We start from the raw sequence: 24,446 nt of genomic DNA, 5'->3' as shown, positions 1-24,446 counted from the left end.
CTTAAGGAGCATCATCATGACGCAATCGCAACATAGCCAAGCCCGCCGCGAAGCCCTGACCGACGCGATCATCGACACGAAGATTCGCAAGAATCTGACGTTCGAGCAGATCAACGAAGGCACTGGCTTGAGCCTCGCCTTCGTCACTGCGGCGCTGCTCGGCCAGCATCCGCTGCCCGCCGACGCCGCGAAGGTCGTAGCCGACAAGCTCGAACTCGACGAAGACGCGGTTCGACTGCTTCAAACCATTCCGCTACGCGGCAGCATTCCGGGCGGCGTGCCGACCGATCCGACGATCTACCGGTTCTATGAAATGGTGCAGATCTACGGTTCGACGCTGAAGGCACTGGTCCACGAAAAACTCGGCGACGGCATCATCAGCGCCATTAACTTCAAGTTGGACATTCAGGTAATCGACGATCCCGAAGGCGGCAAGCGTGCCGTCATTACACTCAACGGTAAATATCTGCCGACCAAGCCGTTCTGAGCAAGATGGGGAGCCGTTCGTGGGTGAATGGCTCCCGCGGTATCTATTCGGGTTGTGTTTTGACGTGATGATCTGTAGTCCTCAAGCTTTGCCGATTTTGACCAGGTTTTTATATGAAAGATACCGCAGCGCCATTAAGGAATCCAGACTACGGCTACGACGCCATCATGCCGAATGGTTCTGTGACTGCGATTCGTGATGTCGAGATTATTCACGCGAAATCGGCTGAGAAGAGCAAAGCAACATGGCTGGTTGTTGCGATGGTCGTCATTGCGATGGCACTTCGACCAGGCATCGCTTCGATTGGTCCGGTCTTGCCGATCATCAGTCAGGAGTTTTCACTTTCGCACGCTACAGCCTCGTTGCTGACGACCATCCCGACGCTGCTGATGGGGCTGTTGGCACTGCCGGCCCCATGGCTGGCCCGGCGATTTGGAAGAAATGGGGTGCTGGTTGCGTCTCTCGTGCTGCTGTTTGTTTCGATGATGGCGCGGTCATTCGTATCGGACGTAGCGACGCTGCTGCTGACTACAGCGGGTGTGGGAGCCGGAATCGCGATAACGGGAACGCTGTTCGCCGGAATTATCAAGGCCAGGTTTCCGACGAAGGTCGCGATGATGATGAGCATCTATGCGACCGCACTCGCGGGCAGTACCACGATCTCCGCGGCGGCGACCGGCGCGATTGCCGCGTTTGCTCGCGCAGACGGATCAAGCGGGTGGCGGGTTGGAACAGGTATCTGGAGCCCTGTCGCGCTGATTGCAATTTTCGCGGCGCTTGCCATCCTCATCTGGGAAAGGCGGGAGCTTGCACAGGCTTCAGCCAAGACCGTAAAGGCTGCACGACTGCCGCTGATGAACCGGACAGCCTGGCTGGCGGCACTGTTTTTTGCCTGCGACAACTTCCTTTTCTTCGCGTTGTTGGCCTGGACTTCACCAATGTATCGGGAGCATGGCCTGTCCGCCGCATCCGCAGGTTTCGTGCTTGCAACGTACACGGTGGCGTTCACGGTTGCGATCCCGGTGTTCGGTTTGTTGAGCCGGGCGCATGACCGTCGCGGGTGGCTGGCGGTCTGTGCGGCGCTCTCAGGAGCCGGGACTCTGGGGGTAGCTTTGGCGCCGTTATCGATGCCTCACGTGTGGATTGCCATCGCAGCGTTTGGTTTGGGCGGCGGCTTCACACTCGGGATGACCTTGCCGCTCGATAACGCGCATAGCGCGGACGAAGCCAACACGTGGAATGCATTCGTGATGACCGTCGGTTATCTGCTTGCCGCCGCTGGGCCTTTGCTTGTCGGCTCTCTGCGAGACGTAACCGGCGCTTTTCAGGCTCCAGCTTGGCTTCTGTTTGTCGTTGCGCTCGGAATGCTCGTGTTGACGCCGTTCCTCGCACCTAGACAAGCTTTCAATTGATTGAGTTGATTGATTCGTTCCTGCCCGAAGGGGGACGAACGATGAGGGTCTCGGTTCGTTAAGCGTTGTCCAACGCCTGCCCGCATGCGCCGTCGTGCACTCATGGGCTGCGGACAAGGGCAGGCATCGAACAACGCTGATGGAGGTCAGCCTGAAGGCCGAGCCGCTCATAAGTCGCTCGTGGCTAGTCGGTGAGGAATTCGGTATACGACGGACTTGTACTTCGACGTCGCGCGGCTTTCCACAACGACGCCGCCCAACGATTCGGCGATACGCCGACTGGAGCTGTTTTCTTCAGCAACCGGGTAGGTAAAGCTTTCACAGCCAATGGTTTGCGTTGCCCAGTGAGCAATCAAAGTGACGGCTTCACGGCCAAATCCATGTCCATGACGATCCTCACGAATCCAGATACCGAGTTCCGGGCTCTCAGTGTGTACGCGGTGGAGTCCGGCCAATCCCAGGAAACTCCTGTCGGTGCGTTGCCGTATCGTGAATACGTAGTCCGACCCGTCTTCTATAGACGGTATCCAAGATCGCCAAACACCATCGAAGTCATGCCGGGATGCCGGTGGCTCCCACGCCATGTGACGAGTGAGCGAAGGGGTGATGCATGAGAACGTGGCATCCGCGTCGTTGGCCGAGAACGGTTTGATCGAGAGTCGGGTTGATTCAATATGAATTTCTGTCGACCGCAGCAGCATCTCCGGCCTTCCGTCGAGGTTTGTTTATATTCACCGATTGTCGACGAATTGGAACCGTATGTCGAATGTCCCTGGCATCGACCGCTACACCAAGGTCCACGCCTTCACCGCTGCCGGTCAGCGCCATCGACGTAGCTACCGCCTCAACCCCTCATTTCAGCCAGAATCTGTTCAGCGAGAAAATCACAGGGCGGCCGGCCGGACCGGCCACTGCGGGCAAGGACGACTTCGAGTTCATCCAGCGGCGGCAACCCTTCGTTCTGCGATAGCTGAACCAGGTGCCCCGGTACGCTGCATCTTGCGAGTGGCGCTATCGCGAGCCCTGCTTCGACCATGCTGATAAGGCCCAACAGACTCGGGCTTTCGTAGGACATCCGATATTTGATATTTTCCCGCTGAAGCGCGCTGATGGCATTGGCACGTGCAGCACTGCCATGTGCGAAAACGGCGATTGGAAGCGGACGCTCTTTCCACACTTTTCTTGCAGGCGACCCGGCCCACACCACCGGTTCGAACCGGACGAATTCGCCCGCGATGCCCCTCGTTTTCGTGATGCAGGCCAGGTCCAGCGTATTGTCTTTGAGCAATGGACCGAGCTCACTGCTGGGCAGGCCGATGACCCGAATCTCGACACGCGGATGAGCCACCGCGAACTTTCCCAGTACCTGGGGCAGCAACGATGAGGCGTAGTCGTCAGGAACGCCGATGGTGACGCGGCCCTTCATCTCGGGGCGAACTACCGACGCCCATGCTTCCTCCCGCATCGCAAGCATTCGACGGCCATAGTCCAGAAGCGACTTGCCTTCCGTGGTAATCGCTACGTTGCGGGTGCTTCGCACGAAGAGCGGTTTTCCCAGCGCTTCTTCGAGCGCCTTGATCTGCATGCTCACCGCCGACGGCGACCGATGCACGGTCTCCGCACCGCGAGCAAACGATCCAGTCTCGGCGACCGCCACCACCATTTCCAGCACGTCCAGATCGAGTCTTTTCACGTTCGTCAGAAAATCTGAATAATAGATTCAGTTTAATTCGTTTTACTGGAGCATGCATCGAATCAATACTACTAACAACGACCACTTGAAGGGAACCCCGAAAATGCACGGTACGGAATCGATTTATGGATTTTTGGCGGTCGGCGGAATGCTAGCTGTGACACCCGGGCCGAACATGGTCTACGTAATGTCGCGCTCGATCGCGCAAGGACGCACGGCCGGGCTGATATCGCTTGGGGGCGTCATGCTCGGGTACCTCTTCTATATGTTTGGGGCAGCGTTCGGCATCACGGCGTTATTCCTGAGTGTGCCTTATGCAGGCAGCGTTTTGGGCGCAGGGGGCGCTGTGTATCTGTTCTATCTGGCGTGGCAGGCTGTGAAGCCGGGTGGCCGTTCTCCCCTGGAGGTTCGCGATCTGCCTCGCGAACAGCCTCACCGGCTCTTCGCGATGGGCGCAACGACTAGTCTGTTGAATCCCAAGCTCGCGATGATCTTTCTGTCACTGCTGCCACAATTCATCAACTATCAGGACGGCAGCGTTCTCAGGCAATCGCTCGTGCTCGGTGCGTCGCTGATTGTCGCGTTCGCATCGGTCAATGGCTTCGTGGCAATCTGCTCCGGCAGCATGGCGACGTTCCTCTCCAGTCGCCCGAGATTTCTGGTCGCTCAACGCTGGACTATGGGAGTTATTTTGCTTGCCCTCGGCGCACACATGACCATCGACGCATTGAAGCTGGGAGGTATCTATTGAGCTGCATTTCAAACGAGCCCGAAAGCGGCCGACCGTGGCGCGGGTGCTTAGTCACCGGGACTTGAAGGACGCTTGGCGGCGCCCTTCAAGACCGGTCTAAAGTTCTACGCAGTGCAGCTTAGACGCGTTATCAGAACCGATGACGCAAGCCGAATGCGGCGACGACTTGTGAGTTACCGGCAGATCCCGTCATGTTGTAGTCTTGAGCATTAAACACCGCGTTGCCGTTGGTGCTGCCGACACGCTGATAGACCGCTTCGACGTACACGTCGGTGCGCGGCGAAAACAGATAATCGGCCTGCGCCACAAACTGATTCCAATGCGGATCCGCCGACTTGGAACCCGCGCCTGCAAGCGCACCCATGGTGTACGTATACGCAAGACCAAGGCTGAAGTCGGGCCGCACGAAATAGCGACCGTTGATTTCGAAATTGTCGAACTTCAGGGAGGAACCCGTGACGGTGCTGGACGCGAGGTCAAGCCCAGTAATGTTGTAGGTGACGGAATGGGTGTAGACGGCGCTGAGGGAGGACTTGTCGCCGAACTGATAGTGGGCGCCGACGGCGTAAATCTGTTGCTTGCCCCCCTCCGTCAGATAATCGCCGTCGCCCGTGCTCACCGCACCGGTCGCGTTCGCCGTGACGGTGGAGCGGTTGATCTGGATATACGCGGCCGCCAGGCTGAACGGACCGTGCCCATAGCTGGCGCCCAGGCTGTACGCGTTGTTGTTGCCGGCGCCGCCTGCCTGGCCGGAGAACGCATACATCGCGCCGGCCTTGAAGCCACCGTACGAGACGCTGCTGAACTTGACCGCGTTGTTCAGACGCATGTCGTTGTCGAGGTTGTCGTTGTCGTAGGGGTGGGAGGCAAGGTTGCCGCCCCAGCCCGAACCCGTCGCGCTCATCGGTGCGACGTAGTCGACCACGAAATCGTATTGACGGCCGAGCGTAACCGTACCGTACTGGCTCGAGCTCAGACCAACCCACGCTTGCCGGCCGAACAGGTCGCCGCCATTTTTGAACGTGCCATTGGCCGCGTTGAAGCCGTTCTCCAGGTCGAACACGGCGCTCAGACCACCGCCAAGATCCTCTTCCCGCGCAGGCCCCAGCGCGAGGTACTCAGGCTGCCAGAGTTCTCCAGGAACTGGCTGCTGTTTTGCCCGCTAGTGGCACTTTTTGCGTTGTTCACGTACACCATGCTCGTGTCGATGAGACCGTAAAGCGTCACGCTGCTTTGCGCATGAGCGACACCTGCGAAAAGCATCGCCGATGCAATGACCAGATTCTTCAGTTTCATTAAAACCCCGTTCGCTAATCGAAAGATTTCTTGACACATATTTCATGATCGCCAAGAAAGCGGACGGAGTATGGCATTTTGTATTCAAAAATTAATGAAAGAGTAATTTTCAATAAATGGAATGAATGTTCACAATTGTCGCAATCTGGCTGGAAGCGCGAGTCGGCGGGCCGTGCCGAGGAACGCGCGGCCTGTCTTGGTCTTCTAATGTCGTGCATGCGCAACATGAAATAATTAAATCGTATGAATTAAATATTTCTAAATCGCCGGCAGTTATTTTTAACTCGCTGGGTTGCCTGCTTGAATGCGGCGCGATGCGCGGCGGCTGGTTTACCTGCACTTCGAAGCCGGCGAATTCGCGCTCCCCCCAACGCCCTCCCCCTCCCCCGATCGCTTCTCACCGTGCGCGGCCGAACACATGCCGCGTCCCAAACGACATTACGCTGCAACCTGTTGGCCTTGAGCCACCATTCAGCCACCTGACGGTCCACGTCACCGCTCTGAACAATCGGCGCGCGCGCCGCGCACCGTCTGTCCGTCAGTTTCCTGCACGTTAACGCTAGCGATTGGCACGTCATGTGCAGTGTTCCGGGCAACGCCCGGCGGTGGCTTATGGAGTAGCCCGGGCAATCTTGAAGCGGGTCGGCGCGTCCGTACTCGCCGAATTGTGGGGATCGTATGTCCGGGCGATTGCATCGTCGATTACTGTGCAGCATCGTTGCGCTCGCGGTTGCGATCGCGGTGATCCACAGCGTCCGCCCATCGCGCAGAGAGCCGTCTTCGCTGACGATTCAGAGCGGCACGATCGCTCGTCCCGTCGTAGCGGCCGTCGAGTCCACGCCGCCCGCAGCAGCGGTCACTCCGGCTGCCGCGCAACCCGAACCCAGTCCGGAAAACGCCTCCGACGCGGCGCAGGATGGGTTCGATCCCGGCATCGACCGGCTGCGCAGCGCGACGTGGTGGGAAGCGGACCGCAAGCTGCGGCCTCAGCTTGCGCAGGTCGGCGACCTGATGTTCGTTGCGACGTTGTTCGAAGGCGAAACGGGACCGTCCGCCGAAGGTGCGTCGCGTGTGCAGCGTCTGCGCGACGCGATGCGCGCGCATCGGCAACGCAAGCCCGCAGGCTGGACCCGCCTCGTGACGCAGGTACACGACGCGCGCGCAAAGGCGGGCGATTACACCGCGCTGATGCTGGCCAACGCCTTGATCAATGAAATCCACTATCGCGACGGCACCGACGGCAGCTACTATCCGCCCGCGCGCTTCTTCGCCGAGAGTGGCGTCTGCAAAGACTTTGCGGTCGCCAAGTACCTGCTTCTGCGCGAAGCGGGCTTCGACGCGTCGCAATTGCGCCTCGTCTCGCTCGCGCCGCGCTACAACAATACGCCCGACGACTGGCACGTGATGCTCGTCGTGCAGACCGATGGCATGGCCACACCGGTCGCACTCGACTCGCCGGCGCCTCCCGTGCGCAAGCGCACCGGCGAGGCGTCTGACGACGCAGCGCCCGCGGACACGGACGACACGGACGACGCCGCCGATACCACCAGCCAGTCCGATCCGCAAGCCGGTCCTGCCGGCCCGTCTGCGCTACTCGCAGCGATCCTCGCTGGCCGCAAGCCCGCCTACGCGGTGCTGCGTGCGCCCTCCGGGCCCGCGGTCGTGACACTCGCCGCGTCCGGCCAGGCGGAGCGCCCGCTTGCCGTTGTCTTCAATGAGCAAGGCAGCCTGTCATTCGAGCTCGAAGCGCCTGTCGGCAAACACCGGCTGCCCGCCGCCAAACTGCGCGGCGCGCACGCGATCGTCGCGGACGGCGCAGGCCAGTCGTGGAGCGTAGATTCATCGGGGGTCTTTCCGAAGTGGCAGTTGACCCATGCGGGCGGCGCCGCGCCGCTGTCGGACGCACTCAAACCGGACCTGCGCCAGATCGAGGCGCGCAACAGCACGGCCGGTTAACCTCACGCCATTGCCCTCCACCCGCATCTTCAGGTGCGCCGAGTCCCTGCCGCATAAATATTCATACCAAAGGTTGCATAAAGGGCTGTCGTCGACAAAACTAAAGTTGTGCCGGCCTCGTCGGGGAGACACAAATGCTGCGAGACAACGTGTTTGTCGATACGCTCGCGAAAGGCGATTGTCATCTCATCCAGCGCGACATTCGATGCGCATTGCGCACGATAGTCGCTGCGTTCATGGTGGCCGGCGGCGTTTCCACCGTGCACGCCGCTTGCGCCCCCGACGGACAGGGTGGTGTCACCAATACCGGAGGGACCTGTACCGTCGTCCCTCCCGTCAACCGTATTACCGCAACGGGCAGCGGAACCACTACCGCGGCCGGTGTGACCTTAGCCGTGCCATACGGCGTTGCCGTGACGGCATCGGGGGGAGCGTCGGTCAATCTGGAGACTGGCGTCGCCGGGCCATCGGTCATTTCGGCCCTGAATGGCGGCGGCCTCGTCGCCCTGTTTGCGACTGGGGTGTCTAGCCAGATCACAGCGGACAGCCTCAACATCGCCCTTTCTTCCGGGGGCGGGAACACCGCAGCACACGCCACCGCCGGCGGCCACATCACCTTCCTGAATAGCGCCACCATCACGTTCTCACCTGGCGGTGGCGGCGGCACGGGCCTTTTCGCCGACGGCGCCGGCAGCCAGATTACCGGCACCAACGTCATCGTGACGGGGGCAGGCGGAGGTGGAAATTACGTGGCGCACAGCAACAACGGCGGAGACATCGCCCTGACAGGCGGCGCACTGAGCCTGTCGTCTCCCGGCGGCGGTAACATCGCCGTGCTGTCGGAAAACGGCAGTACGTTCACGGGCAACGGTGTCGCTATCAGCGTGTCTGCCTCGGGCGGAAACGTTGCGGTGAAGTCCACCGGCAATAGCGATATCGCGTTGAGCGGCGGTTCCGTCACGCTGAACGGGACCAGCGGCGAAACCGCCTTAATGGCGCAGGGCGCAACGATTACGGCGGTCAACGTACCGATCAGCCTGACGGCCAATCAGTCAGCGGCCGGCACCGTGCAAGGCGGTGGCACGCTGGCCATTACCGGCGGCACGGTTACGGCGTTGGGCAGCGGAACGTTCGGGGTGCAGATCAATGGCGCGGCCGGCGCCACCAATACGCTTGAACTCAACGGTACGACCGTCAGCTCCACCGCCGACTCGCTGCACGTGAGCGGTGCTAACGCGAACATTGCGGTCGCCGGATCGACTATCACAGACAACAACGGTGTCCTGCTCAGTACCACCGGGTCTCCGTCGACAACCACCTTCGACGCGGGCGCCTCGACGCTAAGCGGCGCGATCACCACCGCTGCCGGCGCCACGACTGCCGTCACGCTGCACGACGGTACCGAATGGACGGTCACCGGCAACTCCAACATGACTGCCCTGACCAACAACGCGAGCACTATCCTGTTCGCGGCCCCGACGGGCGACCCCACCCAGGCCACAAGTTACAGAACGGTGACTGCGGGCAGCTATACGGGCTCGGCCGGCGCTATCACGCTCAATACCTATCTTGGCACCGACGGCTCGCCGTCTGACAAGCTGATCGTGAACGGGGGCGCCGCGACCGGCACGACAGATCTCACGATCCACAACACTACCGGCCCCGGTGCCGAGACGGTGGCCAACGGCATGTAGGTGGTGCAGGCACTCAACGGCAGCACGACCGCGTCTGATGCCTTCACGCTGGTCAACAGGTTGCGCCCCGGCGCCTTCGACTACTACCTGTTTCATGGCGGCATCGGCGGCAGCAATCCCAATGACTGGTTCCTCCGCTCGAGCTTCATCGCTCCTCCGGCGCCGGGAGAGCCTGCGCCGCCGGAGCAACCCTCGCCGCCGGTCACGCCGCCGCCAGGGCAGCCTTCGTCCCCGGGACCACCAGAAGAGGCAGCGGAGTCGCCGGTGCCTCAGTTTTCTGTCGACCCGCCGTCTCACGAATTATCGCCAGGCGCCACTTATCCGATCATCGGGCCGGAGCTCGCCACCTATGGCGTGGTCCAACCGGTTGCCCGGCAGATGGGGCTGACCATGCTCGGCACACTACACGAGCGCATTGGCGATACGTTGACGGCTGAAAATGCCGGTCCTGACAGCGAGGGCTGGGGACATTCCAGCTGGGCCCGTGTCTTCGCCCAGCAGATCGACAATCACTACGAGGCCTTCGCGGATCCGCGGGCCAGCGGCCAATTGCTCGGGGTACAGGCTGGGATCGACGTATGGCGCGGCAGCTTCATGCCCGGCCATCGCGACGTCGCTGGTGTGTACTTCGCCTACGGCAACAGCAATCTCGACGTGGATGGACTCGTCACCAACGCGGCGGCTACCGCCTATACGCTGGGCCATACCGGCAGGCTGAGTCTTGAAGCGTATTCCGGCGGTGCCTACTGGACGCATTACGGCCCGACTGGCTGGTACCTCGACGCAGTGTTTCAGGGCACCGCCTATCAGGGCGATGCGACAACGGCGTCCGCCAGACTGCCGACCAACGGCAACGGCTTCCTGACGTCGCTGGAGGCCGGCTATCCAGTGCCGCTGCCATTGGGACCCAGCTTCGTGCTGGAGCCGCAGATCCAGGTCATCTGGCAACGTGTCAGCTTTAGCCAGGAAAATGACGGACTGGGTCCGGTCGATCCGGGCCTGACTACGGGCACGACCGGCCGGCTCGGCCTGCGCGGTCAATGGACTATCGATCAGGACAACGGCAAGGTATGGCAGCCTTATGGACGCGTCAATCTCTGGCACGACTGGGGTGGGAGCGCGACAACGCTATTCGGCACCGATCAAGTGCCACTGGATGAACAAGCTACGCGGCTCGAGTTCGCCGGCGGTATCACCACAAAGATCACCCTCCGGATGAGCCTCTACGCTCAGGCAGGTTATCAGTTTGCCGTTGGTGGCACGGATGGCGGTCGCCGCCAGGGTGTACAGGGCGACGTTGGATTCCGATACACCTGGTGATTGGAATATGGGCTTGCGAGGCCTACAGCATCGACTTGCCCTGTTCGAGTATCTTGTCGCAGATCTGCTTGGTAAGTTGCTGCTTGACGCCATCGCCGCCGAGGCTCAGCTTCTGGCCGCTGCCAGTGTCGAGAATGCCGTTAGCACCGTCGGTATAACTGCTATTGGAATTCGACGCGCCGCCCGGCAGCTTGCTCATCAGCGAATCCTTCACGGACGACGCACTGCTGCCGCCCAGGTAGTTATTCTTGATGCAAAACTGCAGCACGCCGACGACGTTGCTGCTATCGCTGGACGTCACCGAGCCACCGGACAACGCGCTACCGAGGTTACCGATGCCGCCAGACGAGGTGCCGCCGGTCAAGCCGCTGAGGCCCGACGGCGAACCGTTGCTGCCCTGGTTGAGCAGGTTGCCGAGCTGGGCATGAGATGCGGAAAACGGCATCAACAGTCCGATAAGCGTTGCCGCAGCTACGACGCAATGCTTGTGTCCTTTCATCGAATCCTCCGGTAGGTGGCTGCTTCCAGTTGCTGCGTTAGAAAATGGGGGGCTGAAGGAGGCTCGTCATGCCTACTTCCGCGGTTTCACGTTCCCCTCATACTTTTTCCAGTATTGAAACTCCTCTTCGTGCACCTCAAAGTCAAGCTCTGAGACGCGTTGCAGGAGCCGTTCTTGTACGTCAGCCACAGCTTTATTGTAGATATTGGGGCCAATTTCCTTCAGGAAGAAGCCAAGGAGCGCGCCAGCTGCGATGTTGCCGATAGGCTCCTCCATATTCTTGTCGAAATACCGCTGGATGGATGCAATCGCATCGGCTCGAACTTCTTTAGTCAACTCAATGGTCATGGGAAATAAGTCCGGCAAGATTTCTGTGAAAGAGACGCTACGACATACGCCCTAAAGAAACGGCGAAATGTTCGCCATCGCGCGCGTCACGTAGGCCTCCTTCTCCCCCACTGGCGCCACATGGTTGATCGCGCCACGTGCAGCCTCGGCGCCCGCCAGCCGTGCGATGAACCAGGCCGCCAGATACTGCGATGCCAGGCACCCGCCAGCGGTCGCGACGTTTCCCTTGGCCACGAACGGCTGATTGAGCACGGCGACACCTGCCTCCTCTACCCACGGCTTGGTGGTCACGTCCGTGCAGGCCGGAACGCCGTCCAGCAGACCCAGCTTTGCAAGGATGAGCGTTCCCGAGCACTGCGCGCCCAGCAACTGCCGCGTCGGGTCGAACCTCAGTTGCGACATCAACGCGGCATTGGCGACGACGTCCCGGGTCCCTATCCCGCTACCCACCAGCACGGCGTCCGCGTCGCATGCATCCTGTAGCGACGCTTGCGCCTCTATCACCACACCGTTCATTGAACGCACTTTATCCGCCGGACTGACGATTGAAACCTTCCAACCGGGCTTCTTGACCCGGTTGAGGATGTTGAGCGCGATCAGCGAGTCGAGTTCGTTGAAACCTTCAAAGGTCAGGATGGCGATGTGCATGGCGAGCCTCGTGCGAATGCAGACGTTGTATTGCGCCATCGTAGAACCGATAATCAATACAATCAAATAATTGTCATGGATATGTTCAGGGATGCCTCAGCCCCGCTACAAGCAACTGGTCGACCGTCTCGCGGACGATATCCGTGCGGGGCGGCTGCGTCCCGGGACGCGACTGCCAACGCATCGCGATCTCGCAGCTCGCGAAGGACTGGCACTGGTGACGGCCACGCGCGTCTACGCAGAGCTGCAAGCGATGGGTCTGGTGAGCGGAGAAACCGGTCGCGGCACGTTCGTCAAGGAGGCGCTCCCGCGCGGTCAAGGCGTTGATCTGCATGCCTGGAGCGCTGACACCGTGGATCTGAGCTTCAACTATCCCGCGTTGCCGGATCAGGCAGACCTTCTCCGGACAGCGCTACGACAGCTCGCAGCCGCAGGCGACCTGGAGGCCCTGCTTCGATACCAGCCCCACGGCGGGCGCGAGCACGAGCGGGCGACCGTGGCGCGCCACCTGAGCACCCGGGGACTCGTGGCATCGGCTGAAACCGTATTGCTGGTGAGCGGTGCGCAGCACGGGCTGACTGCAACGGCCATGGCCTTGCTCGAGCCCGGCGACGTGGTGGCCGTGGATGCCCTGACGTACCCGGGATTCAAGCTTGCCGCCGAGGCCGCCCGGCTGGAACTCGCCCCTATTCCCGCGGCTGGCTACGGCATGGATCTGGACGCATTGACGGCGCTGTGCAGGCGACGGCGAGTACGCGCCGTATACGCGATGCCAACGCTCCATAACCCGCTCGGCTGGGTGATGAGCGCAAGGCGACGTCGGGAACTGGTCGCCATCGCCCGCCAGCACGGACTGATGCTGATCGAGGACGCGGCCTACGCGTTCCTCGCGGAAGGTGCCCCGCCTCCTTTGGCATCGCTAGCTCCGGAGATGACGGTGTATGTGTCGAGCTTGTCGAAGAGTGTCGCAACCGGGCTGCGCGTCGGCTTCGTCTGTGCCCAGCGCGAATGGGCTCTCAGACTCGAACGGGCCATCCGTGCAACGACGTGGAACACCCCGGCGACCATGACGGCTATCGCCTGTGGCTGGATCGAGGACGGCACCGTGGCCAGGCTCGAGGCCGACAAACGGCGGGATGCCGCGCTGCGCCAGGGCCTTGCTGCTGAGATCCTGGGCGGGCTGAAACGGATCAGCCATCCCGCGTCGTACTTCGTCTGGCTTCCTCTGCCACAGGAGGTCCGGGCAGACGCAATCTCGATGGCGTTGATGCGCGAACACATTTCCGTGTCGACGGCTCATCCGTTCGCTACCTCAGCGCAGGTGCCTCACGCCATCCGGTTGGCACTCGGCTCGGTCAGCCTGTCTACGCTGAAGTGGTCTTTGGAAACGGTGGCGCGTGTTGTTGCCGATCAGACCTATTGAGCCACGGTTGCGGCTGCGCTGCAGCCGCGGCGGTGCAGTCGAACAGACAGGAATGTCCAACGCGTAACTCTGTGAGCGCTGACTGCATTCCCCATCACGCGCCGGCAAGCAACGCTCCGGCGCCGGGGACGATCGGCTCAAGCTTAAGATGATCCAGCATGCGCCGCACGGTGCATACCGCAGTCGAAACGGTGCGGATACCCAGCATGTCTTCGATGCGCTGGATTGCCGGCAATGAAGGCATTTGAACGCACGCGGACGCCACGACAACGTCCGCGCCTTCGGTATTCAGGCTTCGAACGTCTTCAATCAATTGCATCGGGTCGCGCAGACCGACTTCAAGGTTGTCGGGAATCTCGAAGCAGAGGGAATCGATTACCTCAATTCCTTCGTTTTCGATGTACGCGACGACGAGGTCAGTCAAGGGCCGCATGTACGGCGCCATCAGCGAAATCCGGCGGGCGCCCAGGATCTTCAGACCTTCCACCAAAGCCCCCGCCGAGGTCATGACGGGCGCAAGGCAATGATTAGCACGAGCAGCCTCCAACAGTTCGCGTTCGGTTTCCCGATGATATCCGGGCCCCATCGCCATGATCGCGACCAAACACGCCGTGCTCATCACGTCGACACGAGCGTCCGCGAGTTCCGCCGCACAACGAATGCCTTCCTTGTTCATCGCGGCCAATTCTTCCTTCGTGACCTTATGCATTCTCATCCGGCTCGAATGGAAAGTGAACCGTTCGGGGCGGATCGCTTCACGGGCGCGCAACATGGCGGGAATTTCAGTTTCCATGGTCGTATTCGAACTCGGAACAATCTGACCAATACGGAAATTTTGAGGCATTTGTTTCTCCAAAAAACAGTTAGCTATCCAAAATGCATGGGGGAACTAGTCCGGCATGCCTGCGCCGCGCGTTTCAGGCAAGAACCACGGCAGCACAATACCCAGCAGATACACAGAGCCGAGTGCCAACGCGGCCTGCGACACACCACCGAACGATTTGATCATGCTGCCCGCGATGATTGGGAAGACCCACGCAATCAGGCGCGCCGCATTGAACACGAAGCTGATCGCGGTGGAACGCACGCTGCTGGAAAAGAGTTCGCATGGGTAGATCGCCATCCACACATAGGCACAACCCAAGGTGAAGAAACCGTTGATCGGCGCCACAACCATCATCGCTTCGACGCTCGTCGTCAGCTTGTAGGTGATGAACGTCGTCACTAGCGCACCGACAAAAGTGAGCGACAGGAACGCGCGCCGGCCGATTACATCCACCACGAAGCCGGCGACCATATATGCCGCAATCGCACCAACGGTGTACACGATCGATATCTTCGAGCCCCACGACAAGGCATCGGGAATACCTTCGGCTTTAGCGAGCGCCACGGTATAGGTTGGCAGCCAGCTGGAAATGGCCCACCAGCCGACGGTCGTGACGATCGACAGCACGAGCAGAAGCAACGTGCGGCGCAGCGCGACGGGTTCACTGAACAGTTGAGTGAGCGTGAACGGGCGCTTGTCGGATGCGGGCGCGTTGCCTGCAGCCGGCTGGGCACTCGTCGCGCTCCAGCGTTTCTCGCGCACCGCGGCTTGCCATTTCTCCGACTCGCTGACCCCGCGTCGGATGTACAGCACGAAAAACGCGGGCACTGCGCCAAGCACAAACATCAACCGCCAGCTTTCGGCACCGAGGGGATGCGTTGACGAAAGCGCATACCACACGACCGCCGCGATCATCGTGCCCCAGCCAAAGCCTGATTGCAGAAAGCCCGCCCCTTTCGCACGAGCCCGCTCCGGCCAGGTTTCCGACAGCAGCGCGACGCCCGTGCTCCATTCGCTGCCCATGGCGAGGCCAGTCAGGAAACGCAGCCCACACAACACCCAAAAGGTTTGCGAGAACGCGGTCAAACCCGAAAACATCGCATACAGGAAGACGGACCAGAGCATCATCCGCTTGCGTCCGATATAGTCCGCGAGAATCCCACCGACCAATCCCCCCGCCCCCCAGCCAAGCAATGTGATGCCGATAACCAGACCCGCGTACGTTGTAGGGGATGCGGCTTGCTCCGGCGACAGCACGGAATGCATCATCGGCCCCAGAACCACGACGAGTGCCAGTGCCTCGTAGCCGTCGAAAATCCAGCCGAGAAAGCTCGCCTTCAGCACACGCCAGTGCATCCCAGTGAGCCCCTCGTACCAATGAGACCGCGGGCTCAAAGTAAGTTGCTTGTGTTCCATCTTTTGTCTCCTTCCTGTCTTCAAGAGCGTTTTCATGCGTTCCGGCCGTGCATCGGCTTGTACTACAGCGTGCCACATCCATCGGCCGCCAGCACAACGTCGCCTCCTCGACATAGAATCGCGATGGACATTGCCCGGCCCCGCGCCTCGACCGATGGTCCTGCCAGGATCGAACTCCATGGCGCATAGGATGCCGGTTGCCGTGCGTATTGAGAATTTCTCAATGTTCAATAGAGGCATCGCCAATTGCGATGGGTACTAAACGGCCGGATATCCAACACGAAGGAGTGAAGATGCGTGTCTCAGCAGATCGACCGTTGCGACTCGACATGGAGTCCCTGCGGATTTTCGTGGCTGTTATCGAGGAGGGCAGCATTGCTGCGGCGGCAGCGCGCACGCATATCGTGGCATCGGCCGTCAGTAAGCGCGTATCAGACCTTGAAGACGACGCCGGCACGCCGCTGTTATATCGGCACAGCCGCGGTGTTCAGGCTACGCCTGCGGGCGAGGCGCTCTATCATCACGCGAAACGGCTCAATGAGCACTTGCAGCAAATTTCGGACGAATTGTCTGAATATTCGGCAGGATTGAGGGGGCATACGCGCATTTATGTGAACTTCACCGCCATGGTTCAGTATCTGCCCGGTGTGCTGCGCTCCTTTCTGCGCGCAAATCCGAAAGTTCGGATCGATATGGTCGAGAAATCGAGCGATGAAGTAGTGCAGGCGATCGCAAGCGGCGTCGCCGATCTCGGCATCTGCTCGGCCACCGAGGATTCCCTCCGCGATCTGCAGTGGCGTCCGTACAGCATCGATAAGCTGGTCGTGATCGTGCCGGCGGATCATCGGCTTGCCGGGCACGCAAGCATGACCTTCGCGGAAGCGCTGGAGGATGATGTCGTCAGCATGCCGTACGGTACGTCGATTTCGAAATTGTGTCGCGCCGCGGCTGAGCGTGCCGGTAAGCGGCTTCGCGTGCGTATCGAGGTGACAAGCTTCGAGGGCGTACGCAACATGGTCAGTGCGGGTCTCGGCATTGGAGTACTCCCCATGGGAAGCGTGACACCGTATCTGCATTCGGCGCCGTTTCGCGTCGTTGAGCTTGACGAACCGTGGTCGCTACGGCCGCTGTCGATCATCGCGCGCAATTTCGACACGCTGCCGCTTCCTGCGCGCATGCTGGTCGACCACATCGAGAAGTACCAGGACAATGTGTGATGAGCTGCCCTGCTAACGGCAACAAGGTCAACAATTCATGGAGCACGCAACATGAACCTTAAATTTCCCATCAAGGTCGCGGTCCTCGACGACTATCAGAGCGTCGCGCTCAGCATGGCAGACTGGTCGCCCCTTGAAAACCTCGCAGACATTACGGTGTTCAACGACCACGTCGCCGACGTCGGGAACCTGATTCAACGCCTGCGACCGTTCGATGTCGTATGCGTGATGCGAGAGCGCACACCGCTGCACCGCGTAGTCATCGAGAGCTTGCCGAACCTGAAGCTGATCGCCTCGACCGGCCCTGGGAATGCGTCGATCGATCAGGATGCCGCTGCGGAACGCGGCATCGAAATTCGTCATACGGGCTATTCGTCTACGCCGACGATTGAGTTGACCTGGGGCCTGATTCTCGCGATGGCCCGCAATATTCCCCTCGAGAATCGCTCACTGCGTCAGGGAGGCTGGCAGGTTGCGCTCGGCGAACAACTGGCGGGCAAGACGCTCGGATTGCTTGGTCTCGGCCATATCGGCTCGGCCGTCGGCATCATCGGGCGAGCATTCAGAATGAACGTTATAGCGTGGAGCCAGCACCTGACGGCGGAGCGTGCCGCGGAAAAGGGCGCGCAGCTAGTCAGCAAGGATGTGCTGTTCTCTACGGCAGATTTCCTGTCGATCCATGTACGGCTTAGCGAGCGAACCCAAGGGTTGGTCGGCGCGACGGAACTCGCGCAGATGAAACCTACAAGCCGGCTGATTAACACGTCCAGGGGACCAATCGTCGACCATGCAGCACTGCTTGCGGCACTCACGACCGGTCAGATTGCCGGCGCCGCGCTGGATGTATACGATGTCGAGCCGCTCGACAACCCGCACCCTCTGCGCGAATTGCCCAACGTGCTCGCGACGCCTCACATCGGCTACGTGTCGGAGGAGTTGTATCGCACCTTCTATGGCGATACGGTGCGTAACATCGTTCAGTGGCTTGATGAAACCGGACGTTCTGCGCAAGGCTAGCGGAGGAGATGATGTCGAGAATCAGCTTGGCAAGTGCGTCAGGATAGAAGGCCGGAGTACCGCATCATTCAGAAAATCGCCCTGGCGTCTTGAGCAACTCACGTATGCCGGAGGCGTCAAGCGGACGGGAAAAATAATACCCTTGGCCGAACTCGCAGTCCAAAGCACTCAAATGGTCGAGTTGGGCGATCGTCTCCGTGCCCTCGGCGACCACGTCGATACCCAGGTCCTTCGCCAGCCGCATGATGGTACGGACGATGCTCAGGCTCTCGCCGCCCTCGCTCATCGCTGAGATAAACGAGCGGTCAATCTTGAGAATGTCCAGCGGCAGGCGATGCAGATAGCTCAACGACGAGTAGCCGGTGCCGAAATCATCGATGCTGAAGCGGACCCCGATCTCACGCAGTTGTGACAGTACGCGGATTGCGTGCTCGGCGTCGCTCATTGTCACGCTCTCGGTAATTTCCAACGTGACAGTTGCCGGATCCACGCCGGTCTCCTCGATGATCTGGCGAATCTGCTGCACCAGATCGGGCTGGCTGAACTGGCGGGCCGACACGTTCACGCTCACAGTCAACGGTTTGTCGCGCGGAAACGCTTTCTGCCAGTTGCACAGCGTTCGGCAAGCTTCCCTTAGCACCCACATCCCGAGGAATAGAATCAGCCCCGTGTCTTCCGCGACCGAGATGAATTCCCCCGGATGGATCAGCTCCGCAGGGGACTTCTGCCAGCGGACCAAGGCCTCAAAGCCCGCCACTTCACGAGTCTTGAGTGAGACGATCGGTTGGTAGTGAACCACGAACTCCTGGTTGAGCAGCGCATGGCGCAGATCCGTTTCAAGTCTCAGGCGCGCCATGGCGCTTTGATGCATGGTCTCGTTGTATACCTCATGCCGGGCTTTACCGCGCATCTTGGCCTGGTACATAGCGAGGTCGGCATCACGCAGCACTTCGGTTGCCGACGCGTAGTGCACAGCGCTTGTGGCGATCCCAATGCTCGCGGATGTATACACCTCCTGCCCATCCAGTTCGAACGGCCGTTTGAGTGCATCCTGGATACGCTGCGCCACCTGCTCGGCATCGTGCGGCGAATGCATATTGTCGAGCAGTATCGTGAATTCGTCTCCGCCCAGGCGCGCCAGCGTTCCGGCGGAGAAACTGGCATAGGGGCCAGCCTCTGTGCCGGAGCGGGACACCGTGTCTTCCCGACGCAGCGACGCCAGGAAGCGTCCGGCGACCTGGGCAATGAGCTGGTCGCCGGCCAGATGTCCCAGGCTGTCGTTGATGACCTTGAAGCGGTCGAGGTCGATAAACAAAACTGCGAACTGATAATCGGAGTCTTCCCGCTGACGCGCGACGGCGCGCCCGAGACGGTCAAGAAACATCGCCCGATTGGGCAACTCCGTCAGGTAGTCATGGAAGGCTCGGTGGACGAGCCGGTCCTCGGCACGCTGGCGCTCAATCACGCGACCGAGCTGGGTTCCCACTTGCGACATCAAGCGCTGGAGCAGCTCGTCGAGTGGCGCGATGCGATCAGTGAAGAACTCGAGGACCGCCATCACCTCGCTTCCCGCCAACACCGGAAACGCAAATGCCGCCTTTAGACCCGCGTGGCGAGCAGATGGCGCCCGAGGAAAATTGCTGTCTTCGGTCACATCGGGAATCCATACAGGTGCGCCTGTGGCCAGCACTCGCCCGGGCAGTCCGACGCCCGAAGCAAAGATCATCTGCTCAGTGGCCTGCAGGAAATCATGTATTCGCGCAAGATTGGCGCCATGCCAGACGGCAATAGGACGCAAACGACGGGACGCTCCGTCAGTCTCAGTAACATAGGCATGCCCCAGTGGCCATCCCGTGAACTGGCAGATGTGCGTGACCGCAAACTGCAGGGCCTCCTGCACCGAACTCATCTGGTTGGCGGCGCCAGCGATTGCTTCTAGCAACTGGAGTTCCTGTTGCCGCTCATAAAGCTCCCTCAGGCCGCGCTCGGCAATTGCTTCAGCTTCAAAGCGTGCCTGGCGCTCCCGGTCCAGCCGCCGCTGCACCCGCGCTAGCTGTTCAGCAACATCTTCGACAGCGGCCCCAACCATTTATCCGGCCCCGTTGGTGGAGAACGAGAGGCGCATCCGGCACTCGGCGTCTCCGTCGTGCATGCAAGTCTGATGTTCCACTGCCACGGACTCGTGAAAGTGCGCTGCGGCGCCTTCGATAAATCCCTGAGCCAAGGCGCACAACTTACGCGGTGACCGATACCCGAGCATCAACGCACCGTCCGGTCCGTCGCTGAAATCGAACACCGGGACGTCCGCTCCAGCGTAGAGCTTGCGTACCTCAGGGTGAATGATCTGATTCACGCTTACGATGAACGGTCGGCTCGACTGATGGCCAAGAAAGAAAGTCGGATAGCGTTGCGCGAGCAGCGGCATCGCCTCCTGGCCGAACCAGCGCAATACCTCCCCGGGAGTGACGTTCAACGCATTGGACGCTGCCTGTACGAGCTTGCCCATCTGCTCGTCGGGATAGCTGCCCAAGGAGGTATACGAACCGCTCAGTTCTGCCGCGTCCAGCAACGCATCCCAGATATGCTCGCCATGCGTGCGGGTGACGACCTCTTCAAGCAGATTGAATACGATTCCTTTCACTGATACCTCCAAAGAAGACTACGGTACACCGCGCAGTTTCCGGCTGGCTGACTCGATGCAGGGGGAATCCCAGCCCTATCCATCTGGTTTACGTCTCATTTATAAAAAGCTTTAGCCTTACCGACAATGCACGGCGATATCCTCACGTGCCCCGATACGCGTGCGATCTCGGTGAAAATGTAGAGTCTTTGCAAACACGTCTCCTATCACCCCTCAGTGTCGTTCGCTCGCGTATGTCAGACGACGATATACTCAGCTCGATGACGTCGGCGTCTTTACCGCGCAGGTAGATCGGTGCCCGTCAAAGGCCTCTTGGGCAAAAATACGAGAACAGGAATGCTTGACATTGAAGATCTGCAAACGTTCGTTGAGGTGGCCGACGCAGGCGGCGTTACACCCGCAGCGCGGCGATTAGGTCTGTCGAAATCAGTCGTCAGTCGCAGACTCGCGAGGCTGGAGAGCGACTTGTCCGTCCAACTCGTGTCGCGTACCACACGCGGTGCAACGTTGACGGAAGCGGGGGCCACTTTTCGTGAATACGCAGCACGCGTCTGCGCCGAATTGGACCTGGCGCGAGAAACCATCCTTCCGACTGGCGAGCTGCGCGGACGCCTTAGGATTGCGGCACCCGTATCGTTCGGCGCGACCCACCTCGCACCGCTACTCGCCGACCTGGCAAAACAACATCCACTTCTGCAACTTCAAACCTCCTTCAGCGATCATTTCGTCGACGTTGTAAACGAGGGATTCGACGCAGCCATCCGCATAGGCCACCTCGCGGATTCCAATCTGATCGCACGTCGTATCGGTCCCATATTCGGCAAGCTGGTGGCCAGCCCAGCATATATTCGAACGCATGGAGAACCCCAAACTCCAGACGAGATCATGAACCATGAAGCGCTCTGCCAAAATGCCGAGATATGGAGGTTCATTGATGACCGCAGCGTTATAACCATCAACCCGCGCGGGCGGTTCACCGCTAACAACGGCCACGCTCTTGTCGCTGCTGCGGTCGCCGGTCTAGGTATTACGTCACTTCCCGATTTCCTGACGGACGATCATGTGGCCTCTGGCGCGCTCGTTCCGATCATGCGCCGATTTCCCGTTCCAGAGGCCGGAATTTACGTTATCCGCCCTCCCGGCGCGCATCCACCCCGCAAGGTGCGCGTGCTCATCGAGATGCTAATCGAACATTTCGGCGCTCCCAGTCGACCGTAAGCTCCCGGTCATGACTGACGCGCTGCGGCTGTATCGACCGGGTTGAAGACTTACGCTGCCAGTGGCGTTGCTCATTCGGCGACACAGATTCGCTTGACACGGATCTACCGCGACAGACCGGACTTGCGTAGCCTTTCAACTTTCCGGTGTGGCAGGAATGGTCCGTTTCGGACGAATTCTTTAACTCAATATCTGACAAATCAGATACCTGACGACGGCTTGATTACAGCCGGCCATCAAGCCTCTTAAAGGACGCAACATGAACCCGCCAAAGAACGCGAGCGCCCCGGCGCCATTGACTGGCTGGCAGTTCGCGCTGGGCGCATTCGCCGTGGCCCTCGCCACCTTCATGAATGTGCTGGACTCGTCGATCGCCAACGTCGCGATCCCGACGATGTCCGGCGACCTGGGTGTGTCGGTCGACGAAGGCACGTGGGTCATCACGCTGTTCGCCGCGGCCAACGCGGTGGCAATTCCGCTGACCGGCTGGCTGACACAGCGGGTCGGGCAGGTGCGGCTCTTCGTGGCCTCGATTTTGCTGTTCGTAGTGGCTTCCGCGGTGTGCGGCCTCGCGCCGAATTTGCCCTCTCTGCTCGTGGCCCGCGTCATACAAGGCGCAGTGGCGGGGCCGATGATACCGCTCTCGCAAGCGCTTCTGCTCAGCACGTTTCCGAAGAACAAGAGCGCGAGCGCGCTGTCGCTGTGGGCGATGACCGCAACGGTCGGGCCGGTCGCTGGCCCCGCGCTCGGCGGCTGGATCACCGACAGCTACAGCTGGTCGTGGATCTTCTACGTCAATGTGCCGGTTGGCCTGTTTGCCGCCGCAGTGATCTGGGCGCTCTACCGCAAGCGCGAAACGCCGTCGCGCAAGCTGCCGGTCGACAAGGTGGGGCTTCTGTCGCTGATCGTCTGGGTGGGCTCGCTGCAGATCATGCTCGACAAGGGCAAGGATCTCGACTGGTTCAATTCGCCGGTGATCTGGGCGCTCGCTATCGTCGTGCTGATCACGTTCCTGTTCTTCGTGATCTGGGAGCTGACCGAAGCCAAGCCGATCGTCGATCTGCGTCTGTTCAAGGGACGAAACTTCCTGGGCGGCACTATTGCGATCTCGATCGGGTACGCGCTCTACTTTTCCAACCTCGTGATCCTGCCCACGTGGATTCAGGAAAGCCTGGGCTACCCGGCCGTCGATGCGGGGCTGATCATTGCGCCGCTCGGTATCCTCGCCATATTCCTTGCGCCGGTGATGGGCAAGATCATGCCGAAATCGGACACGCGGGTACTGGCGACACTCGCCTTCCTCTGCTTTGCGGGCGTGTTCCTGATGCGCTCGTGGTACACGACGGACGTCGACCCCTACACGCTCGTTCTGCCAACGTTGCTGCAGGGCATCCCGATGGCGCTGTTCTTCACGCCGCTCACGGCCATCATTCTGTCGGGCTTGCCGCCGGAGAAGATCCCGGCTGCCGCCGGCCTGTCGAGCTTCGCGCGCGTCTTCGCCGGCGCGGCGGGCACCTCGATCATGAGCACCATATGGAATGACCGGACCATCCAGCACCATGCACGACTCGCCGAGCTGACCAGCGTGAATAACCCGGCCTATGTGCATGCGCTTGCCGGGATTCAGACGACGCTGCACGCGAATGTCTTCAAAGCGCAGAACCTTTTCGAAGCGCAATTAAGCGCGCAGGCGGCAATGCTCGGCGTGAACGATGTGTTCTTGCTGTCGGCGGTGACCTTTATCGTGATCATTCCGCTCATCTGGATTACCAAGCCCAGCAAGGCTGGCGCGAAGGCAGCAGCGGGCGCGGGTGGTCATTGAGCAGCGCGCTGCCCGGACGGGAAGAACTGACAAAAATGCTTCTTCCTATTTTTTAACCATTAATCTGACAGGTCCGAAAATGAAAGCGCAGATTCCTCAATCCGGCAGCGGTACCCGCGCGCTAAAAGCGGGGCTGTCGGTGATCCTCACGGCGGTGCTCTCTGCATGCGTCAACTATGCGGGCATCCACGGCGACCAGCAGATGGCCCAGCCGCAACAGTTCGCGACCACACAAAGCCTGCCGGCCGAAAGCGGTCACTGGCCCGCGGCCGACTGGGCCGACCAGTTCGGCGACGCGCAACTGAAGACCCTCATCGAGGAAGCTCTCAAGGGCAGCCCGACGATTGCGCAGGCGCGCGCCCGCATCGCCGCAGCGCAGGCCTATGCGGGTATTGCGAAGGCCAGCACGATGCCGCGCGTCGACGCCGATTATTCGCTCACGCGCCAGCAGTTCAGCGGCACGTCGGAAATACCGCCACCCTATGCAGGCACCTGGCAAACCCAGAACAGCGCACTGTTGAGCCTTTCATACGATCTCGATCTGTGGGGCAAGAATCGCGAAACGCTGAAGTCGGCAGTCTCCCAGGTGCAGGCCAGCCAGGCCGATGCGGAAGTCGTCAAGCTCACGCTCACGACCGCGCTCGCTCGCAGCTATAACCAGCTTGCGCGGCTTTACGTGCTACACGATATCGCGCAGCAGGAAGTCGAGCGCCGCGAGCAGATCGACCGCATCACGGCCGGCCGCATCGCGACCGGGCTCGA

21 protein-coding genes and 1 pseudogene are annotated in these 24,446 nt (G+C 60.5%); 12 read left to right on the top strand and 10 right to left on the bottom strand.

From position 1 onward, the window contains the following. Window positions 1-16 precede the first annotated feature (16 nt). Together cynS and P3T40_RS19985 are read left to right on the top strand one after the other, a co-directional pair. The gene (gene cynS / locus P3T40_RS19990) at window positions 17-487 is read left to right on the top strand and encodes a cyanase (protein WP_429269458.1); all 471 of its coding nucleotides are present in this window, start codon (window positions 17-19) and stop codon (window positions 485-487) included. 113 nt (window positions 488-600) lie between these two features. Beyond that, a complete protein-coding gene (locus P3T40_RS19985) occupies window positions 601-1,899 on the top strand; it encodes a CynX/NimT family MFS transporter (protein WP_429269457.1) in 1,299 nt (432 codons plus the stop codon). A 167-nt stretch (window positions 1,900-2,066) separates the two neighbouring features. On the opposite strand, the gene P3T40_RS19980 is transcribed toward P3T40_RS19985, so the two are convergent. Together P3T40_RS19980 and P3T40_RS19975 are read right to left on the bottom strand one after the other, a co-directional pair. Further along, entirely contained in the window at window positions 2,067-2,600 is a 534-nt protein-coding gene (locus P3T40_RS19980) for a GNAT family N-acetyltransferase (protein ID WP_429269456.1), read from the bottom strand. 143 nt (window positions 2,601-2,743) lie between these two features. Further along, window positions 2,744-3,592: a LysR family transcriptional regulator gene (locus P3T40_RS19975; protein WP_429269455.1), complete on the bottom strand. Its 849-nt coding sequence runs from the start codon at window positions 3,590-3,592 to the stop codon at window positions 2,744-2,746. A gap of 103 nt (window positions 3,593-3,695) precedes the next feature. Here P3T40_RS19975 and P3T40_RS19970 point away from each other — a divergent pair, with 103 nt between their 5' ends. Continuing rightward, window positions 3,696-4,343, top strand: coding sequence for a LysE family translocator (locus tag P3T40_RS19970; protein WP_429269454.1), 648 nt, complete (start codon window positions 3,696-3,698; stop codon window positions 4,341-4,343). A 130-nt stretch (window positions 4,344-4,473) separates the two neighbouring features. Here P3T40_RS19970 and P3T40_RS19965 read toward each other — a convergent pair. Continuing rightward, window positions 4,474-5,606 (bottom strand): annotated as a pseudogene (locus P3T40_RS19965) (porin). A gap of 711 nt (window positions 5,607-6,317) precedes the next feature. On the opposite strand from P3T40_RS19965, the gene P3T40_RS19960 reads away from it, so the two are divergent. The 3 genes from P3T40_RS19960 to P3T40_RS19950 all read left to right on the top strand — a co-directional run bounded on the left by P3T40_RS19960 (window position 6,318) and on the right by P3T40_RS19950 (window position 10,609). Continuing rightward, complete coding sequence (locus tag P3T40_RS19960) at window positions 6,318-7,595, top strand: transglutaminase domain-containing protein (protein ID WP_429269453.1); 1,278 nt, start codon at window positions 6,318-6,320, stop codon at window positions 7,593-7,595. 134 nt (window positions 7,596-7,729) lie between these two features. Beyond that, on the top strand, window positions 7,730-9,289 hold the full coding sequence (locus P3T40_RS19955; protein WP_429269452.1) for a hypothetical protein: 1,560 nt from the start codon (window positions 7,730-7,732) through the stop codon (window positions 9,287-9,289). 3 nt (window positions 9,290-9,292) lie between these two features. Next, the gene (locus P3T40_RS19950; RefSeq protein WP_429269451.1) at window positions 9,293-10,609 is read left to right on the top strand and encodes an autotransporter outer membrane beta-barrel domain-containing protein; all 1,317 of its coding nucleotides are present in this window, start codon (window positions 9,293-9,295) and stop codon (window positions 10,607-10,609) included. A gap of 22 nt (window positions 10,610-10,631) precedes the next feature. Here the strand turns inward: P3T40_RS19950 and P3T40_RS19945 are convergent, their stop codons facing one another. The 3 genes from P3T40_RS19945 to P3T40_RS19935 all read right to left on the bottom strand — a co-directional run bounded on the left by P3T40_RS19945 (window position 10,632) and on the right by P3T40_RS19935 (window position 12,104). After that, entirely contained in the window at window positions 10,632-11,108 is a 477-nt protein-coding gene (locus P3T40_RS19945) for a DUF2501 domain-containing protein (protein WP_429269450.1), read from the bottom strand. A 72-nt stretch (window positions 11,109-11,180) separates the two neighbouring features. After that, window positions 11,181-11,456: a DUF2164 domain-containing protein gene (locus P3T40_RS19940; protein ID WP_429269449.1), complete on the bottom strand. Its 276-nt coding sequence runs from the start codon at window positions 11,454-11,456 to the stop codon at window positions 11,181-11,183. Between the two features lie 51 nt (window positions 11,457-11,507). Further along, the gene (locus tag P3T40_RS19935; protein ID WP_429269448.1) at window positions 11,508-12,104 is read right to left on the bottom strand and encodes a DJ-1/PfpI family protein; all 597 of its coding nucleotides are present in this window, start codon (window positions 12,102-12,104) and stop codon (window positions 11,508-11,510) included. Between the two features lie 91 nt (window positions 12,105-12,195). Here P3T40_RS19935 and P3T40_RS19930 point away from each other — a divergent pair, with 91 nt between their 5' ends. After that, window positions 12,196-13,527: a PLP-dependent aminotransferase family protein gene (locus tag P3T40_RS19930; RefSeq protein WP_429269447.1), complete on the top strand. Its 1,332-nt coding sequence runs from the start codon at window positions 12,196-12,198 to the stop codon at window positions 13,525-13,527. Between the two features lie 94 nt (window positions 13,528-13,621). Here the strand turns inward: P3T40_RS19930 and P3T40_RS19925 are convergent, their stop codons facing one another. Then, window positions 13,622-14,371, bottom strand: a complete 750-nt coding sequence (locus tag P3T40_RS19925) for a maleate cis-trans isomerase family protein (protein WP_429269446.1) — start codon at window positions 14,369-14,371, stop codon at window positions 13,622-13,624. 45 nt (window positions 14,372-14,416) lie between these two features. Beyond that, window positions 14,417-15,769: an MFS transporter gene (locus P3T40_RS19920; RefSeq protein ID WP_429269445.1), complete on the bottom strand. Its 1,353-nt coding sequence runs from the start codon at window positions 15,767-15,769 to the stop codon at window positions 14,417-14,419. A 293-nt stretch (window positions 15,770-16,062) separates the two neighbouring features. On the opposite strand from P3T40_RS19920, the gene P3T40_RS19915 reads away from it, so the two are divergent. Then, window positions 16,063-16,986 (top strand): LysR family transcriptional regulator, encoded by a 924-nt coding sequence (locus P3T40_RS19915; protein ID WP_429269444.1) that lies wholly within the window; start codon window positions 16,063-16,065, stop codon window positions 16,984-16,986. Window positions 16,987-17,037: 51 nt separating this feature from the next. Beyond that, window positions 17,038-18,003 carry a D-2-hydroxyacid dehydrogenase family protein gene (locus P3T40_RS19910; protein ID WP_429269443.1) on the top strand — a complete coding sequence of 322 codons (966 nt, stop codon included), beginning with the start codon at window positions 17,038-17,040 and terminating at the stop codon, window positions 18,001-18,003. A gap of 64 nt (window positions 18,004-18,067) precedes the next feature. On the opposite strand, the gene P3T40_RS19905 is transcribed toward P3T40_RS19910, so the two are convergent. Further along, window positions 18,068-20,092 carry a putative bifunctional diguanylate cyclase/phosphodiesterase gene (locus P3T40_RS19905; protein ID WP_429269442.1) on the bottom strand — a complete coding sequence of 675 codons (2,025 nt, stop codon included), beginning with the start codon at window positions 20,090-20,092 and terminating at the stop codon, window positions 18,068-18,070. After that, window positions 20,093-20,644: a heme NO-binding domain-containing protein gene (locus P3T40_RS19900; protein ID WP_429269441.1), complete on the bottom strand. Its 552-nt coding sequence runs from the start codon at window positions 20,642-20,644 to the stop codon at window positions 20,093-20,095. Between the two features lie 336 nt (window positions 20,645-20,980). Here P3T40_RS19900 and P3T40_RS19895 point away from each other — a divergent pair, with 336 nt between their 5' ends. The 3 genes from P3T40_RS19895 to P3T40_RS19885 all read left to right on the top strand — a co-directional run. After that, on the top strand, window positions 20,981-21,862 hold the full coding sequence (locus tag P3T40_RS19895) for a LysR family transcriptional regulator (protein WP_429269440.1): 882 nt from the start codon (window positions 20,981-20,983) through the stop codon (window positions 21,860-21,862). Window positions 21,863-22,121: 259 nt separating this feature from the next. Further along, on the top strand, window positions 22,122-23,684 hold the full coding sequence (locus P3T40_RS19890) for a DHA2 family efflux MFS transporter permease subunit (protein ID WP_429269439.1): 1,563 nt from the start codon (window positions 22,122-22,124) through the stop codon (window positions 23,682-23,684). Between the two features lie 79 nt (window positions 23,685-23,763). After that, on the top strand, window positions 23,764-24,446 hold a 683-nt coding region (locus P3T40_RS19885; protein WP_429269438.1), incomplete at its 3' end, for a TolC family protein.

Origin of the sequence: Paraburkholderia sp. EB58 (assembly GCF_050436665.1) — a bacterium.
GTDB lineage: Bacteria > Pseudomonadota > Gammaproteobacteria > Burkholderiales > Burkholderiaceae > Paraburkholderia.
Note: the sequence above shows the minus strand (reverse complement) of the source record. Positions and strands in the feature narration are given on the sequence as shown.